Here is a 16,240-nt window from a genome sequence, read left to right as displayed (position 1 = left end):
TCAGCGGTTCGCGGCGTCCCGCAGCGCGGCCAGCAGGCCGGCCGCCGCGGGCGCGCCCGCCGAGTCCTCGCGGACCGCGGCGCCGATGGTCCTGGTCGGCTCGGGGTGGCGCAGCCTGCGCACGACCACGCCGGCGTGCACGACGTCCAGGCTGAGCCTGGGCACGATGGTGACGCCGAGCCCGGCGGCGACGAACCCCTGCGCGGTCGGGTAGTCGTCGGCCTCGACCACGGCGTTCGGCGCGAACCCGGCGGCCGCGCAGGCGTCCAGCACGACGTCCCGGCACGCGCCGGGCGCGACCACCGCGTCCACCCACGGCTGCCCGGACAGGTCGGCCAGGTCCAGCACGCGCTTGCGGGCCAGCTCGTGGCCGCGCGGCAGCACCGCCACGTACGGGTCGTCGAGCAGGTGCACGACGCGCACCCCGCGCGGCGGCTCGGCGTTCCGCCCGCGGACCACGATGGCCACGTCCGCGCGGCCCGCCTGGAGCTCCGCCATGGGGTCGTCGGGCCCGGTGAGCTTGAGGTCGAGCCGCACGTCGGCGTGGCACCGGCGGAACGCGGCCACGGCGGGCGGCACGAGCGCCGCGCCCGCGGTGGCGAAGTAGCGCACCCGCAGCCGCCCCGTGCGGCCCGCCCGCAGGTCGGCCAGCGCGGCCTCGGCCTCGGCCAGCCGGTCGGTGATGCGGGCGGCGTGCTCGGTGAGCAGCCGGCCCGCGGGCGTGGGCCGGACGCCCCGCCCGACGCGGTCGAGCAGCGGCAGGCCCGCCTGCTTCTCCAGGGCCGCGACCTGCTGGCTGACCGCCGAGGGCGTGTACCCGAGGTTCACCGCCGCGGCGGTGATGGAGCCGGTGGTCACCACGGCCCGGAGCACCTGCATCCGTCGCACGTCCAACATGGACGGACCTTACAGCTGCGCTTAACGGTCGTGCAGTTCTATTCACTTGTCCTGATGCTTCGCGAGGCTCAGGGTGTGGACGTGAACAGTTCCGGCACGCTGGTCAGGATGGGTGCGCTCGCCCTCCTGTGGGGTTCGAGCTTCCTGTGGATCAAGATCGCGCTCACCGGGCTCTCCCCCGTGCAGATCGCCTTCGCGCGCAGCCTCCTGGGCGCGCTGGTGCTCCTCGTCGTGCTGCGGGTGAGCGGGCAGCGGCTGCCGCCCGACCGCCGCTCCCGGCTCCACCTGCTGGTCGCCGCGGTGTTCGGCAGCGCCGTGCCGTTCGCCCTGTTCGCGGTGGGCGAGCAGACCGTGGACTCCGGCGTGGCCGGGGTGCTCAACGCCACCACGCCGCTGTGGGCGCTGGGCCTGGGCCTGGCGCTGGGCACCGAGCGGCAGCGGAACCCGGCCCGGCTGGTCGGCCTGGCGCTCGGCTTCGTCGGCGTGCTGCTGATCTTCGCGCCGTGGGAGCGGGCCGGGCTGGCCAGCTGGGGCGCACTGGCGTGCCTGCTCGCCGCCGCGTCCTACGCGGTCTGCTACGCCTACATCGGCCGCACGATCTCCGGGCGCGGCCTGACCCCCGTCCAGATCTCCTCCACGCAGCTGATCGGCGCGGCGGGCCTGACCGGGCTGGCGGTGCCGGTGGGCGGCCTCCAGCCGGTGCACGCGTCCTGGGCCCCGCTCGCGGCCGTGGCGGTCCTGGGCGTGTTCGGGACGGGCGTCGCGTTCGTGCTGAACTACCGGATCATCGAGGACGAGGGCGCGACCAACGCCACGACCGTGGGCTACCTGCTGCCCGTGGTCTCCGTCCTGCTCGGCGCGGTGTTCCTGGACGAGGCGATCGGCGTGCGGGTGGTGATCGGCATGGCGGTGGTGCTCGTGGGGGTCGCGCTGACCCGGCGGCGGCCCGCGCCGGCGCCCGCCCCGGTGGCCGTGACGGCGGCCGTGCCGGTGACCCCGGTCACCCTGACTACGCTCAAGTGACCTGCGGTAACACTGGGTTACTCGTCGGTACAGTCCAGTTGAGACATGCCTCCTGGGCAAATGGGTGGTATTGCGACGCAGGTCTCCCCCGATCGCGTGGTGTTCAGGCGAACCGCGTCCTGGAACGCCCCTTCGGACGTCTCCTCAGATGAAAGGACTCGACCCAGGAGGGAACCCCAGAGCCATGAGCACCGAGAGCATCACCACCACGACGACGTTCCACCTCCTCGTCCCGGGCATCGCCCCGGCACCCGTGGAGGCCGAGCTGCACTACGAACCGGAGGACCCGTACGCGGTCGCCGTCCTGTTCCACACCGGACAGGGCAAGGTGGAGTGGATCTTCGCCCGCGACCTGCTGGCCGACGGCCTGCTGACCCCCTCCGGCGAGGGCGACATCCTCATCCGCCCGGCCGCCGACGACCCGGAGCGGGTGCTGCTGGAGCTGAACGCGCCCACGGGCTTCGCCATCCTGTCCGCCGAGGCCGAGCACATCGCCGAGTTCCTGGACCTGACCTACGACGTGGTCCAGCCCGGCGAGGAGGACCTGTGGATCGACTTCGACCGCGAACTGGCCAAGCTCGTCTCGACCAACTGACGGCGGCGCCCGCCCGTCCGTCGCCTACCCTCTGACCCGTGACGGAGGCCGGGGGGATGGTCGGCGGTCGGTACGCGCTGGTCGAGCGGATCGGCAGCGGCGCCATGGGCGTCGTCTGGCGGGCCCGGGACGAGCTCCTGGACCGCGAGGTCGCGGTGAAGCAGCTGCGCCTGCCCGACCTGACGCCCGAGGAGGCCGGCACGGCCAGGGCGCGGGCCATGCGCGAGGCGCGCAACGCCGCCCGGCTGCACCACCCCGGGGCGATCTCGGTCTTCGACGTGGTGGTCGAGGACGACCGGCCCTGGCTGGTCATGGAGCACCTGCCCTCGCGGAGCCTGGCCGCCCTGCTGGCGGAACGGGGCCGGCTGGACCCGGACGAGGCGGCCCTGATCGGCTGCCACCTCGCCGCCGCGCTCGCCGCGGCCCACGCGGCGGGCATCGTGCACCGGGACGTGAAACCGTCGAACGTGCTCATCGGCCACGACGGCACGGTGAAGCTCACCGACTTCGGCATCTCGCGCGCCGCGGGGGACGGCACGCTCACCGACAGCGGCATGATCACCGGCACCCCGGCGTACCTCGCGCCCGAGGTCGCGCGCGGCGAGCAGCCGAGCAGCGCCTCCGACGTGTTCTCCCTCGGCGCGACCCTGTACGCGGCGACCGAGGGCCGGTCGCCGTACGGGACCTCCGACAACAGCTTCGGCCTGCTGTACCGGGCCGCCGCGGGCAGGGTCGAGCCGCCCGCGCGGGCGGGCGCGCTGACCGACCTGCTGACCAGGATGCTCGACACGGACCCGGAGCGCCGCCCGACCGCGGAGGGGGCCGTGCGGCTGCTCGCCGAGCTCCCGGCGGAAGCACCGGAGGAGCCGGAGCGGACCGAGGAGCCGGCGGCGCGCGCGGAGGAGGGCCCCGTCGAGCTGGAGGGCGCGGTGGAGCACCCGCGCCGGCGCCGGTGGCTCGCCCCGCTGGTCGCGGCGATCGTGCTGGTGGCGGGCGCGGCGTCGGTCGCGGCCATGTCGATGCTGCCCGACGGGACCGGCGGCCGGGCCGGCGAGCACGCGCAGCCCGCCTCCCTGCCGCGGGTCGCCGTGGAGGACGCGGTGGCGCTCGTCCAGGGGCACTACGACCTGCTGCCCGAGGACCCGGGGGTCGCCTACGACAACCTCACCCCGTCCTACAGCCAGTCACCGGAGGAGTACCAGGCGTTCTGGGGCCGGTACGACGACGTGCGGGCGGAGCTGGTGCAGGTCCGGGAGGAGGCCGCGCGGGTCTGGGTGCACGTCGCGGTGACGTTCGTGCGCGGCGGGGTGGAGAGCACCGGGACCTACCTGCTGCGGGTCGAGCACTACGAGGGGCGGCCGAGGATCGTGGCGGCCGAGGAGCTGCCCGGCCCGACCGTTCCCCCGGTCGGCTGAACCTCCTCAGACGAGCCGGCGGTCCGACGCCCAGCGGGACAGCTCGTACCGGTTGGACAGCTGCGTCTTGCGCAGCACGCTCGACACGTGCGTCTCGACCGTCTTCACCGAGATGAACAGCTCGGACGCGATCTCCTTGTACGCGTAGCCGCGGGCCAGCAGCCGCAGCACGTCCCGCTCGCGCGGCGTCAGCAGGTCCAGCTCGGGGTCGCTGATCGGGGCCGCGCCGGGCCGGTCGGCGAACGCGTCCAGCACGAACCCGGCCAGGCGCGGGCTGAACACCGCGTCGCCCTCCGCGACCCGCACGACCGCCTTCACCAGCTCCTGGCTGGAGATGGTCTTGGTCACGTAGCCGCGGGCGCCCGCGCGGATGACCGCGATGACGTCCTCGGCCGCGTCCGACACCGACAGCGCCAGGAACACCACCTCGGGCAGCGACGTGCGGACCTGCCGCAGCACCTCCGCGCCGCCGCCGTCGGGCATGTGCACGTCCAGCAGCACCACGTCCGGGCGGTGGTGGGCGATGCCCACGACGGCCTCGCCGACCGAGCCCGCCTCACCGACCACCTCGACCTCGTCGGTGATCGAGTCCAGCTCGGCCCGCACCCCCGCGCGGAACAGCGCGTGGTCGTCCACCAGGAACACCCGTACGGCCACGGTTCGGCCCCCGTCCCTCACTTGTCCGCTGTCTTCCTCGGCATCATCAGCTGCACCTCCGTGCCCTCACCCGGTGCGGTGCGGACGCGGACCTCGCCGCCGTGCCGGTCCATCCTCCCCCGGATCGAGTCCGCGAGGCCATGCCGGTCCTCCGGGACGGTGTCCGGGTCGAAGCCCTTGCCCCGGTCGCGCACGAACACCGTCACCCGTTCGGGCTCGACCTCGCCGTAGACGCTGATCTCCGCGACGCCCGCGTGCTTGGCCGCGTTGACCACCGCCTCGCGGGCCGCCTGCACCAGCGCGTGCAGGTTGGGGTCCAGCTCGCAGTCGCCCACCACCACCTGCTGCACCACCAGCGCGAACGCGTCCTCCACCTCGCCGGACGCCTTGGCGATCGCGACGGACAGGGTGGTGGGCAGGTCGTTCTCCTCCACGACCCGCCCGTACAGCCACTCGCGCAGCTGCCGCTCCTGGCCCCGCGCCAGCCGCTTGACCTCGCGCGGCCGCTCGGCCTGCTTCTGGATCAGCGCAAGCGTTTGCAGCACCGAGTCGTGCAGGTGGGCGGCGATCTCGGCGCGCTCCTCCGTGCGGATGCGGGCCCGCCGCTCCTCCCCCAGGTCGTTGATCAGCCTCACCCACAGCGGCACGGTGAGCACCGCCACGCCACCGAGCGTGGCCACCACCGCCAGCAGCGCGAACCGCAGCTGGTCGATGCCGTAGCTGTTGACCAGCAGCACGCCGATGCCGATGGCGACCAGCGCGACGCCCGCCAGCACGCGCACCGCGGTGGTCCGCCCGGTGCCGAGGAACCCGGACCTGGCGCCGTCCCGCCAGCGGCGGCGCTGCGCCTCGTCCGCCTCCCGCCACACCACGGCCGCGCCCACCAGGGCCACCGCGAGCGGTCCGGCGATCCAGCCGTTCACCGGGCCGGAGAACAGGCCGGTGAGCACGGCCGCGGCGATGCCCAGGGCGACCAGGCCCAGCGCCTGCTGCCGCTCCCGGGGGTTCGAGGGCCCCTCCGGGCCGCCGGCGGTGTGCTGGGGCACGAACAGCCACAGCAGGCCGTAGGCGATCACGCCGACGCCGTTGAGCGCGGTCAGGGCGGCGAACACCGCCCGCACCCAGAACACCTCGACGCCGAGGTGGTCCGCGACCCCGCCCGCCACGCCCGCGACCACCCGGCCGGTCCGCCTGCGGCGCACCGGCTCGACGGTCTTGACGGCCTTCGTCTCCACGCTCACCCCCACAGGGTCACACGCCCCCGAGGGCCGGTCATCAGGGTTCCACCCCATGTCGGGTTCAGGGTGGGTCCCGGATGTGCGCGACCCCCCGGCTCCAGCAAGCTCGTCACCGTGAGCGGGAACATCAACGCGGCCAACGTCGAGGAGACGTTGAAGGACTTCTGGGCCAGCAGGCCCAGGCGGCCCCACGACGGTCGCAAGATCGCCGGGGTGGCCGCCGGTATCGCGCGGCGGTACCAGGTGGACCCGGTGATCGTGCGGGTCGCGTTCGTGGCCATGGCGCTGTGCAACGGCGCCGGGGTGCTCGTCTACCTGCTGGGCTGGCTGTGGCTGGCGCAGGCCGACGACGAGGTGTCGCCCGCGGAGGCGCTGCTCGGCCGGGGCCGCAGCGCCACGCCGACGCCGCTGACCGTGCTGCTGGGCCTGGCCGTGGTGCCGGCGACCGGCGTGTTCGTCGACGGCGGGTTCACCATGGTCGGCGGGGTGCTGCTGTCCGTGGGCGGGATCTACCTGCTGCACCGCGGTCGCGGGCAGTTCAACCGGCCGGAGGCGGTCCCGGCGCCCGCCCCGGCCTTCGACGGGGTGGGGGTGGGCCCGGTGGGGATGGGCTCGGTGGGGATGGGCTCGGTGGCGGCGAGCACGGACGGGGTGGACCCGGTCGGCGGGCCGGCGCTCCAGGAGCAGCGGGACGGACGGGTGACACCGCCCGCGTGGGACCCGCTGGGCGCGGCGCCGTTCGCGTGGGACCTGCCGGAGCCCGCGGCGGACGTCGAGCAGGCGCCCGCGGCGCACCGGCCGGCGCGGCGGCGGTCGCGGGTGGGGACGGTGACGTTCGCGCTGGCGCTGATCGTGCTGGCCACCGCGGCGGCGGTGTCGCGGGAGTGGTCGTGGTTCGACGAGGCGCACACCCTCGGCCTGGTGGTGGCCGTGCTGGGCGCGGGCCTGGTGTTCGGCGCGCTGCGCGGCGGCGGGGGGCGCGGCCTGATCTGGCTGGTCGTGCCGCTGTCGGTGATCGGCGTGGCCGCGACCGCGGCCGACTTCGACGGCATCCGGTCGGACCGGGTCGGCAGCACCCGGGACGCCCCGACGTCGATCGAGCAGGTGGAGGGCCGGTACGACTCGGGGGTCGGTGAGGTCGACCTGGACCTGACCCGGCTGCCGGGCACCGGCACGGTGCGCACGGAGGTCGAGGTCGGCCTGGGCAGCGCCCGGGTGCGGGTGCCGCAGGGCGCGGACGTGAGCGTGACGTGCCGGGCCGACCTCGGGAGCGTGCGGTGCCTGGGGCGGGAGTCGGACGGCAAGGACGCGGTCCAGCGGATCGACGACGACGGCCCGGACGGGCCCGGCGGGCTGAGGATCGAACTGGACGTGCGCAGCGACGTGGGAGAGGTGGAGGTGAGCCGTGGCTGACCAGGAGCACCGGTGCGTGGAGAAGCGGGGCGTGGACGTGGTCGGCCTGGTGTTCGGGGTCGCGGCCCTGGTCGCCGCCGCCTACGTGCTGTCGGACGGGGCGGCGTGGCCGGAGTTCCTCGACCTGAGGTGGGCGCTGGCCGGGGGGGCGATGGTGATCGGGATCGGGTTGCTGGCGGGGTCGGTGCGCCGGCGGGGGTAGCCCGGTCCGGGGGACGCACGGGGGTGCGGAAGGCGAAGGGCCCGTCCTGGTGGACGGGCCCTTCACCGTGCGCTCACTCCCACTCGATGGTGCCCGGCGGCTTGCTGGTCACGTCCAGCACGACCCGGTTGACCTCGTTCACCTCGTTGGTGATGCGGGTGGAGATGCGCTCCAGCACCTCGTAGGGCAGGCGGGTCCAGTCGGCGGTCATGGCGTCCTCGCTGGACACCGGCCGCAGCACCACCGGGTGACCGTAGGTGCGGCCGTCGCCCTGGACGCCGACGCTGCACACGTCCGCGAGCAGGACCACCGGGCACTGCCAGATCTGCCGGTCCAGGCCCGCGGTGGTCAGCTCCTCGCGGGCGATCGCGTCGGCCCTGCGGAGGATGTCCAGGCGCTCCTGGGTGACCTCGCCGATGATCCGGATGCCCAGGCCGGGCCCCGGGAACGGCTGGCGCTGGACGATGGTCTCGGGCAGGCCCAGCTCCGCGCCGACCCGGCGCACCTCGTCCTTGAACAGCGCGCGCAGCGGCTCCACCAGGGTGAACTGGAGGTCGTCCGGCAGGCCGCCCACGTTGTGGTGGCTCTTGATGTTCGCCGCGCCCGAGCCGCCGCCGGACTCGACCACGTCCGGGTACAGCGTGCCCTGCACGAGGAACCCGTAGTCGCCCTCGGCCTTGAGGTCGCGCTCGGCCTGCTCGAAGACCCGGATGAACTCGCGGCCGATGATCTTGCGCTTCTGCTCGGGGTCGGTGACGCCCCGCAACGCGTCCAGGAAGCGCTCGCGGGCGTCCACGGTGACCAGGTTGACGCCGGTCGCGGCCACGAAATCGCGCTCCACCTGGGCCCGCTCGCCCGCGCGCAGCAGGCCGTGGTCGACGAAGACGCACGTCAGGCGGTCACCGATGGCGCGCTGCACGAGGGCCGCCGCGACCGCGGAGTCCACGCCGCCGGACAGGCCGCAGATGGCCTTGCCGTCGCCGACCTGCTCCCGGATGCGGGCCACCTGCTCGTCCACGATCGAGGACGTCGTCCACCGGGGGCGGATGCCCGCGATGTCGTGCAGGAACCGGCGCAGGACCTCCTGGCCGTGGGGCGAATGACCCACTTCCGGGTGATATTGGACGCCGGCGAACCGGCGCTCCCGGTCCTCGAAGGCGGCCACGGGCGCGCCCTCGCTGGTCGCGGTGACGGTGAAGCCCTCGGGCGCCTTGGTCACGCAGTCGCCGTGGCTCATCCACACCGGGTGCTTGGCGGGCAGCTCGTCGTGCAGCAGGCCGCCCGAGTGCTCGACGCCCAGCTCCGTGCGGCCGTACTCGCGGGTACCGGTGTGCTCCACCGTGCCGCCGAGGGCCCCGGCCATGGCCTGGAAGCCGTAGCAGATGCCGAACACCGGCACGCCCGCGTCGAACAGCTCCGGGTCGACCTGCGGCGCGCCCGGCTCGTAGACGCTGGACGGCCCGCCGGACAGCACGATGGCCACCGGGTCGCGCTCCACCAGCTCGGACACCGGGGTGGTGTGCGGCACGACTTCCGAGTAGACCTGCGCCTCCCGGACGCGCCGGGCGATCAGCTGCGCGTACTGCGCGCCGAAGTCGACTACCAGCACAGGGCGGTTGCTGCTCTCGACCACTGGGGGAAAACCTCTCGTCCGGCGGGTCCGCGCAGGTGAAGGATGTCATGCGTGGAAGGGGAACTGCTCACCGGAGGCGGGCTGAACGAGGTCGTGCGGATCGGCGCCACGGTGCGGCGGCCGACCGGCCCGTGGACGCCCAACGTGCACCGCCTGCTGGAACACCTTGCGCCGCTGGGGATCTCGCCCGTGCCGCACGGCGTGGACGAGCGCGGCCGGGAGGTGCTGTCCTACCTGGAGGGTGAGGTGGCCCACCCGCCGCTGCCCGCGGCGCTGCGCTCGGACCGGGTGCTGGTCGAGGTGGCGCGGCTGGCCCGCCGGCTGCACGACGCGAGCGCGGGCCTGGCGCACCTGCGGGAGGGCTGGCGGTTCCCGCCGGTCGAGCCGGTCGAGGTGATCTGCCACAACGACCTGGCGCCGTACAACGTCGTGTTCCGCCGGGGATCACCCGTTGGTGTGATCGACTTCGACACCGCGCGACCGGGGCCGCGGTGGTGGGACGTGGCGTACACGGCGTACTGCCTGGTGCCGTTCTCGCCGGAGTTCGGCACGCCCGACGAGCAGCGGCGGCGGGCGGAGCTGTTCTGCGCGGCCTACGGGATGCCCGCGACCGGGCTGGGCGCCCGGGTGCTGGCCCGGTTGGAGGACATGGTGGCGATGATCCGCGGGCTGCCGGAGTTCCACCGGCAGCGGGCGGAGGGGCACGACACCCACTACCTGGGCCACGCGGCGTACGTACGGGCGCACTTCCAAGATCGATAGCGCCGAGCACGCCGTACGGGCATACGGTGATCCCCATGGACGCGACCACCCCCGAGCCACGGCCCTGCTGGATCGCCGGACACGCCGAGCAGGGCGTGCAGGCCATCACCGTGCACCACCCGTTCGACGGCACGGAGGTCGCCTCCGTCGCGGTGCCGGGACCGGAGCAGGTGGAACGCGCGGTCGCCGCCGCGGCGGCCGTGGCCAAGGAGTTCCGGCGCACGCCCGCGCACGTGCGGGCCAAGGCGCTGCTCCAGGTCTCGCAGGCGCTCGCCGAGCGGGCCGAGGAGATCGCCGAGATCATCACCGCCGAGAACGGCAAGCCGCTGAAGTGGGCCGGCGTCGAGGTGCAGCGGGCGGTGAACACGTTCCGGTTCGCCGCCGAGGAGGCGCGCCGGTTCACCGGCGACCTCCAGCGGCTCGACACCGACGCCACCGGCGAGGGCAGGCTCGCGGTGGTGCGGCGGGTGTCGCGCGGGCCGGTGCTGGCCGTGGCCCCGTTCAACTTCCCGCTGAACCTGGTGGCGCATAAGGTGGCCCCCGCGCTGGCGGTGGGCGCGCCGGTGATCGTCAAGCCCGCCTCGGCGACGCCGCTGTCCGCGTTGATGCTGGGCGAGCTGCTGGCCGAGACGGACCTGCCCGAGGGCGCGTTCTCGGTGCTGCCGGTGCGCGGCGGCGACATGAAGGCGCTGGTCACCGACGAGCGGCTGCCGGTCATCTCGTTCACCGGGTCGACCTCGGTCGGGTGGTCGCTGATGGACGGCGCGCCGCGCAAGCACGTCGTCATGGAGCTGGGGTCCAACTCGGCGGCGATCGTGTGCCCGGACTGGCCGGACCTGGACCTGGCCGCCTCGCGCATCGCCACGTTCGGCAACTACCAGGCCGGGCAGTCGTGCATCGCGGTGCAGCGGGTGCTGGTGCACCGGGACGTCGCCGAGGAGTTCGTGCCGAAGCTGGTCGCGGCGGTGCGGTCGCTGCGGACCGGCGACCCGCACGACCCGGAGGTCGAGGTCGGGCCGCTGATCGACGAGGACAACGCGCGGCGGGTCGAGGAGTGGGTGGCCGAGGCCGTGGCCGGCGGTGCGGTGCTGCACGTGGGCGGCGGCCGGTCGGGGACGACGGTGGAGCCGACCGTGGTGCAGGACGTGCCGCCCTCGGCGCGGCTGTGGCACCAGGAGGTGTTCGGGCCGGTGCTCGCGGTGTCCGTGGTCGACTCCGTGGCCGAGGCGTTCGAGCGGGCCAACGCCACCGACTACGGGTTGCAGGCCGGCGTGTTCACCCGGGACGTGGCGGTGGCCTTCGAGGCGGCGGCCGAGCTGGAGGTGGGCGGCGTGATCATCGGCGACGTGCCCTCGTACCGGGCCGACCAGATGCCCTACGGCGGGGTGAAGGGCTCGGGCACCGGGCGCGAGGGCGTGCGGTCGGCCATGGAGGACTTCACCGAGGAGCGCACCCTGGTGCTCACCGGCATCAGCCTCTGAACCGGCTCCGGGGCGGCCTCAGGACGACCTCACCTCCACGATCGGCAGCCGCAGCGCGCCGGGGGCGTGGGCGGGCACGGCGGGGTTCCCCGGCGCCACGGGCGCGAGGCGCAGGTACCCCGCCGCCTGGTCGGGCCGCCGGTCCGGCTCGCCCCTGTTCGGCCACAGCGCGAACGCCCGCTCGGCCTGCGCGGTGATGGTCAGCGACGGGTTCACGCCCAGGTTCGCCGAGATCGCCGCGCCGTCGACGACCGACAGGGTCGGGTAGTGGTGGACCCGGTGGTAGGCGTCGATGACGCCGGAGGCCGGGTCCGAGCCGATCGGGCAGCCGCCGATGAAGTGGGCGGTGAGCGGGATGTTGAACAGCTCGCCCCAGGTGCCGCCCGGGATGCCGCCGATGCGCTCGGCCGCCAGCAGGTTCGCCCGGTGGCCGGCCGGGATGAACGCCGGGTTGGGCTCGCCGTGGCCCTGCTTCGAGGACAGCCCGCGCCCGAACAGGCCCTTCTTCAGGTAGGTGGTGATGGAGTTGTCCAGGCTCTGCATCACCAGCAGGATCACCGTCCGCTCGCTCCAGCGGTGCACCGACAGCAGCCGGGCCAGGCGGACCGGGTGCCGGACCGCCTGGGCGAGGAACTGGAGCACGCGGGGCGTCGACTTCGCGCCGTCGGTGGCCAGGGTCTGGAGCAGGCCCATGACGTTGCTGCCCTTGCCGTAGCGGACGGGCTCGATGTGCGTCTGCTCGTCCGGGTGGATCGACGAGGTGATGGCCACGCCCTGGCTGAAGTTGCGCTCCTCGTCCACGGTGAGGCGGCCCGCGCCGATGATCGCCTCGGAGTTCGTCCTGGTCAGCTCGCCCAGCCTGGGCGAGAGGCGCGGCAGGGCGCCGGTCGCCCGCATCCGGTGCAGCAGCTGCTGGGTGCCCCAGGTGCCGGCGGCGAGCACGACCTGGTCCGCGGTGATGGTGCGGCGACCGCGGCGCAGCCTGCCGCCGGTGCGGCGGGTGCCGATCGCCCAGGTGCCGTCGGGGGCCTGGCGCAGGTCGGTGACCGTGGTCAGCGGCAGCACCTCGGCGCCGTTGCGCTCGGCCAGGTACAGGTAGTTCTTGACCAGGGTGTTCTTCGCGCCGACGCGGCAGCCGGACATGCACGCGCCGCACTCCGTGCAGCCGGTGCGGGTGGGGCCGGCGCCGCCGAAGTACGGGTCCTCGGCCGGTTCGCCGGGCTCGCCGAAGAACACGCCCACGGGGGTCGGGCGGTAGCTGTCGGCCACGCCCATGTCCTCCGCGACCTGCCGCATGACCCGGTCGCTGGGGGTGGTGGTGGGGTTCTGCACCACGCCCAGCATCCGGCTCGCCTGGTCGTAGAACGGGGCGAGCTCGGCCTCCCAGTCGGTGATGTGCGCCCACTGGCGGTCGGTGTAGAACGGCCTGAGCGGCCGGTACAGGGTGTTGGCGTACACCAGCGACCCGCCGCCGACGCCGGAGCCCGCGAGCACCATGACGTTGCGCAGCGCGTGGATGCGCTGGATGCCGTAGCAGCCCAGGAGGGGCGCCCACAGGTAGCGGCGCAGGTTCCACGACGTCCTGGCGAACTCGTCGTCGGCGAACCGGCGGCCCGCCTCGACGACGGCCACCCGGTAGCCCTTCTCGGTGAGCCGGAGCGCGGCCACGCTGCCGCCGAACCCCGAGCCCACCACGACGACGTCGTAGTCGGTGTTGTTACCGGCGAGTTCACCCATGGTTGGGAGATTAGGGGTTACCCCGGGTAACAGCTAGTTCTTCATCGGTTCAGCCCGACGACACCGGCACCGGGGGTCGGCTCGGTGGCGGTGCGCCCGCCCCGGTCGTCGCCGACGTCCGCGTGGTCAAGGAGGCCGGCGACGGGCATCCTGGTGCACGACCCACCGGCCGAGGAAGGCGAGCGGACCGTGCAGATCGGGTTCGGCAGGGCGCGGTACCCCCGGTGAGGCCCGGTCGGGGGCTCGCCGCGGCCGTCGCACTGGTCGCGGCCGCGTCCTCGCCGGCCGGCGCGCCCGCCCCCGACGACGGGTCCTACGCCTACGCGACCGCCGACGAGGTGGTGGTCATGCGGGGCGAACGGGTCGTCACCCGGTGGCGGGAGGAGCGGGCGGCGCGGGTGGGCCCCGTGGTGTGGACCGACGACGGGCGGCACGCGGCGTTCCTGACCTCGACGGGCGCGCCGGACACCCCCGGGGCGATCCGCCGGCTGGTCACCGTGGACGCCCGGTCGGGGAACACCCGCTCCGCGCGGTGCGACGGGTGCACGGGCGTCGCGGCACCCGGCGGCGGCACGCTGCTGGTCGGCACCGGCACCGACGGCCCGTTCACCGGGCTCCTCGCGCTCGACCCGGGCAGCGGCGGCGAGCCGGCGGAGGTCCCCGTGCGGCTGCCCCCGCTCGACCGGGTGGAGCTGTTCTCCGGCACGGGCGGCGAGGTGCTGCTCGGCGGGGTGGGGCCGACCGGCGCGGAGAGCTGGTTCCGCGTGCGGGCCGACGGGTCGACCACGCCGGTCGGCTCGGTCGCGGCCACCCGGCGCGACCGCTCCGGGCAGCCCTACCTGCGTGGCCGGGGCCCGGTCGCGGCCGCCGTCGACGGGGCGGGCAACACCGCCTACGCGGTCGCCGGGTCCTTCCGGGGGCGCGACGACCGGTGCGGGAGCGCGGCCGAGGTGTTCGCGGCCCTGCCCGCCGCCGGGTCGACCGTGCCCACGGACCTCAGCGCCGCCACCCCGGCCGACACCCGGACCACCGCCACCGACGTCCTGTCGCTGTGGTGGGACCCGGCGCACCGCCTGCGGGCCGCCGTGCTCGCCGGGGTGTGCGACGGGACCTCCGCCCTCGCCCCCACGACCGGCGAGTGGCTGCTGGAGCGCAACAGGTGGGTCCAGGTGTCGGCCGAGCCGACGCTCGGCTCGCTCCACCTGCGCAGCGGCTCGAAGCTGGTCACGCGCCTGCCCGGGGCGCCGCGCGACGGCGCGTCCCTGGTCCTCGAACGCGGCGGGCGCCGCACCGCGATCGCCTCGGGCGTGCGGTCGATCACCGCGCCCGGGTTCCGGCCGCCCGGCTCCGACGAGGTCCTGGCCCACCTGTGCGACCCGGCGGACCCGGTGTGCCTGTCCCGCACGGGCGGCGCCTACGAGCTCGCCTCGACCAGCGGCGACCTCGACGGCGACGGGGCGGCGGACCGGCTCGCGGCCGTCCAGTCCTGGGCCGGCGGCACGGCCTCGGCCCGGCTGGAGGTCGCGTTCGCGGACGGGCGGGAGGAGCACCTCGACCTGCCCGCGACCGTCGACCTGGGCGTGCCCCGCTGGATCGGCGCCACCGACCTCACCGGCGACGGCCGGGCCGAGGTGCTGGTCCCGACCGGCACGGGCGCGCACTCCGTGGTGATCGGCGCGTTCGAGCACGTGGACGGCCGGCTCGCCCGCGTCGGCGGCGACCTGGCCGAGCTGGTGGTGGGCGGCTCGGCCCACGAGGCGACCGGCGTCGAGTGCCTGGTGGACGGCGACCGCGCGCTGGTGCGCACGAGCACCGTCAGGGCGGGCGCGCCCACCCCGGCCGCAGGCCCGGCCGAATACGTGCTGACCGAGGTCACCTACGCCGCCGATCCCGCGTCCGGGCGGCTCGTCCGGATCGCCGAGGACCGGACCACCTCCGCCGCGGACGGGGGCGGCGCGATGCCGGCGCGGCTCGCCGGGGTGGTGGGCGTCCACTGCCCCGGCGTGCCCGACGTCTTCTGACCCGCGCGGCTAGCCGCGGATGGTCAGGCCGACCTTCTGGAACTCCTTGAGGTCGGAGTAACCGGTCTTCGCCATCGCCCGCCGCAGCGAGCCGAACAGGTTCGTCACGCCCCGCGGGTCCACCGACGGGCCGAACAGCAGGCTCCGCAGGTCGACCACCTGCTCCACGCCGCTGGACACGTGGCTGCGCGGCACCGACGGGTGGGCCGAGGCCGCGGTCCAGTACAGGCCCTGGGCCGGCGCCTCCGCCGCGGCCGCCAGCGGCTCGCCCAGCATCACCGCGTCCGCGCCGCAGGCGATCGACTTGGCCACGTCACCGCTGGTCAGCGCGCCGCCGTCGGCGATCACGTGCACGTACCGGCCACCGGTCTCGTCCAGGTAGTCCCGGCGGGCCGCGGCGGCGTCCGCGATGGCGGTGGCCATCGGCACGCCGATGCCGAGCACGGCGTCCGTGGTCGTGACGCCCGGCGTGTAGCCGTAGCCCACGACCACACCCGCCGCGCCCGTGCGCATCAGGTGCATCGCCGTCCGGTAGTCCCCGACACCGCCCGCGATGACCGGGATGTCCAGGTCCGCGATGAACGACTTCAGGTTCAGCGGCTCGCCGTCGCGCGAGACGTGCTCGGCGGAGATGATCGTGCCCTGCACGACCAGGATCTCCACGCCCGCGGTCAGCAGGTCGGGGGTCAGCTCGGCGGCCCGCTGCGGGCTCACCCGCACGGCCACCGTCACGCCCGACTCGCGGACCTGCTTGATCGCCTCCGTGATGAGGTCCATCCGGACCGGCGCGGAGTGCAGCTCCTGGAGCACCCGCACCGGCGCGGCCGGGTCGTCGGTGTCCTCCACCGCCCGCACCAGGCGGAACAGGGCCTCCTCCACGTCGCCGTGCCGGGCCCACAGGCCCTCCGCGTTGAGGACGCCGAGGCCGCCCAGCTCGCCGATCGCGACCGCCGTGCCCGGCGACACGATCGCGTCGGTCGGGTGGGTGATCAGCGGGATCTCGAACCGGTAGGCGTCGATCTGCCACGCCGTCGAGACGTCCTTCGAGGACCGCGTCCGGCGGGACGGGATGATCTCGACGTCGTCCAGCTCGTAGGCCCGCCTCGCGGTCCGGCCCATACCGATCTCGACCAGATCGCGCACCTTAAGTCGTCCTTCCGCAGTGC

Annotated in this window: 14 protein-coding genes; 8 read left to right on the top strand and 6 right to left on the bottom strand. The window is 74.6% G+C overall.

What is annotated here, in order from left to right; all coding sequences use genetic code 11:
* Complete coding sequence (locus tag Q5530_RS10155; protein WP_415361921.1) at positions 1 to 897, bottom strand: LysR family transcriptional regulator; 897 nt, start codon at positions 895 to 897, stop codon at positions 1 to 3.
* A gap of 75 nt (positions 898 to 972) precedes the next feature.
* Between Q5530_RS10155 and Q5530_RS10150 the strand changes: the two genes are divergently transcribed.
* The 3 genes from Q5530_RS10150 to Q5530_RS10140 all read left to right on the top strand — a co-directional run bounded on the left by Q5530_RS10150 (position 973) and on the right by Q5530_RS10140 (position 3,930).
* Positions 973 to 1,920: a DMT family transporter gene (locus Q5530_RS10150; protein ID WP_415361920.1), complete on the top strand. Its 948-nt coding sequence runs from the start codon at positions 973 to 975 to the stop codon at positions 1,918 to 1,920.
* A gap of 184 nt (positions 1,921 to 2,104) precedes the next feature.
* Positions 2,105 to 2,515 (top strand): SsgA family sporulation/cell division regulator, encoded by a 411-nt coding sequence (locus Q5530_RS10145; protein ID WP_380634914.1) that lies wholly within the window; start codon positions 2,105 to 2,107, stop codon positions 2,513 to 2,515.
* Between the two features lie 38 nt (positions 2,516 to 2,553).
* Entirely contained in the window at positions 2,554 to 3,930 is a 1,377-nt protein-coding gene (locus Q5530_RS10140) for a serine/threonine-protein kinase (RefSeq protein WP_415361919.1), read from the top strand.
* 6 nt (positions 3,931 to 3,936) lie between these two features.
* Here the strand turns inward: Q5530_RS10140 and Q5530_RS10135 are convergent, their stop codons facing one another.
* Positions 3,937 to 4,587, bottom strand: coding sequence for a response regulator (locus Q5530_RS10135; protein WP_415361918.1), 651 nt, complete (start codon positions 4,585 to 4,587; stop codon positions 3,937 to 3,939).
* A 17-nt stretch (positions 4,588 to 4,604) separates the two neighbouring features.
* Positions 4,605 to 5,828, bottom strand: coding sequence for a PspC domain-containing protein (locus tag Q5530_RS10130; RefSeq protein WP_415361917.1), 1,224 nt, complete (start codon positions 5,826 to 5,828; stop codon positions 4,605 to 4,607).
* Between the two features lie 111 nt (positions 5,829 to 5,939).
* Here Q5530_RS10130 and Q5530_RS10125 point away from each other — a divergent pair, with 111 nt between their 5' ends.
* Both Q5530_RS10125 and Q5530_RS10120 read left to right on the top strand, forming a co-directional pair.
* On the top strand, positions 5,940 to 7,238 hold the full coding sequence (locus Q5530_RS10125; protein WP_415361916.1) for a PspC domain-containing protein: 1,299 nt from the start codon (positions 5,940 to 5,942) through the stop codon (positions 7,236 to 7,238).
* Positions 7,231 to 7,440 (top strand): hypothetical protein, encoded by a 210-nt coding sequence (locus tag Q5530_RS10120; RefSeq protein ID WP_380634921.1) that lies wholly within the window; start codon positions 7,231 to 7,233, stop codon positions 7,438 to 7,440. Before Q5530_RS10125 ends, Q5530_RS10120 begins: the two co-directional genes overlap by 8 nt.
* A 73-nt stretch (positions 7,441 to 7,513) precedes the next feature.
* Here Q5530_RS10120 and guaA read toward each other — a convergent pair whose 3' ends face one another.
* Complete coding sequence (guaA, locus tag Q5530_RS10115) at positions 7,514 to 9,073, bottom strand: glutamine-hydrolyzing GMP synthase (RefSeq protein WP_415361915.1); 1,560 nt, start codon at positions 9,071 to 9,073, stop codon at positions 7,514 to 7,516.
* Positions 9,074 to 9,124: 51 nt separating this feature from the next.
* Here guaA and Q5530_RS10110 point away from each other — a divergent pair, with 51 nt between their 5' ends.
* Positions 9,125 to 9,835 (top strand): aminoglycoside phosphotransferase family protein, encoded by a 711-nt coding sequence (locus Q5530_RS10110; RefSeq protein WP_415361914.1) that lies wholly within the window; start codon positions 9,125 to 9,127, stop codon positions 9,833 to 9,835.
* 35 nt (positions 9,836 to 9,870) lie between these two features.
* The gene (locus tag Q5530_RS10105; protein WP_415361913.1) at positions 9,871 to 11,316 is read left to right on the top strand and encodes an aldehyde dehydrogenase family protein; all 1,446 of its coding nucleotides are present in this window, start codon (positions 9,871 to 9,873) and stop codon (positions 11,314 to 11,316) included.
* Positions 11,317 to 11,334: 18 nt separating this feature from the next.
* On the opposite strand, the gene Q5530_RS10100 is transcribed toward Q5530_RS10105, so the two are convergent.
* Complete coding sequence (locus Q5530_RS10100; RefSeq protein WP_415361912.1) at positions 11,335 to 13,053, bottom strand: FAD-dependent oxidoreductase; 1,719 nt, start codon at positions 13,051 to 13,053, stop codon at positions 11,335 to 11,337.
* A gap of 224 nt (positions 13,054 to 13,277) precedes the next feature.
* Between Q5530_RS10100 and Q5530_RS10095 the strand changes: the two genes are divergently transcribed.
* Complete coding sequence (locus Q5530_RS10095) at positions 13,278 to 15,074, top strand: hypothetical protein (protein WP_415361911.1); 1,797 nt, start codon at positions 13,278 to 13,280, stop codon at positions 15,072 to 15,074.
* 9 nt (positions 15,075 to 15,083) lie between these two features.
* Here the strand turns inward: Q5530_RS10095 and Q5530_RS10090 are convergent, their stop codons facing one another.
* Positions 15,084 to 16,217, bottom strand: a complete 1,134-nt coding sequence (locus Q5530_RS10090) for a GuaB3 family IMP dehydrogenase-related protein (protein WP_415361910.1) — start codon at positions 16,215 to 16,217, stop codon at positions 15,084 to 15,086.
* Between the last annotated feature and the right edge of the window lie 23 nt (positions 16,218 to 16,240).

It is taken from the genome of Saccharothrix sp. BKS2 (assembly GCF_047689505.1).
GTDB lineage: Bacteria > Actinomycetota > Actinomycetes > Mycobacteriales > Pseudonocardiaceae > Actinosynnema > Actinosynnema lopnurensis.
The sequence above is the reverse complement of the archived record's forward strand: the minus strand, read 5'-3'. Positions and strand labels throughout refer to the sequence as shown.

Coding starts and splice junctions, on each gene's coding strand:
- Q5530_RS10155 (WP_415361921.1), bottom strand. CDS start 897: ATGTTGGACGTGCGACGGATGCAGGTGCTCCGGGCCGTGGTGACCACC.
- Q5530_RS10145 (WP_380634914.1), top strand. CDS start 2,105: ATGAGCACCGAGAGCATCACCACCACGACGACGTTCCACCTCCTCGTC.
- Q5530_RS10105 (WP_415361913.1), top strand. CDS start 9,871: ATGGACGCGACCACCCCCGAGCCACGGCCCTGCTGGATCGCCGGACAC.
- Q5530_RS10100 (WP_415361912.1), bottom strand. CDS start 13,053: ATGGGTGAACTCGCCGGTAACAACACCGACTACGACGTCGTCGTGGTG.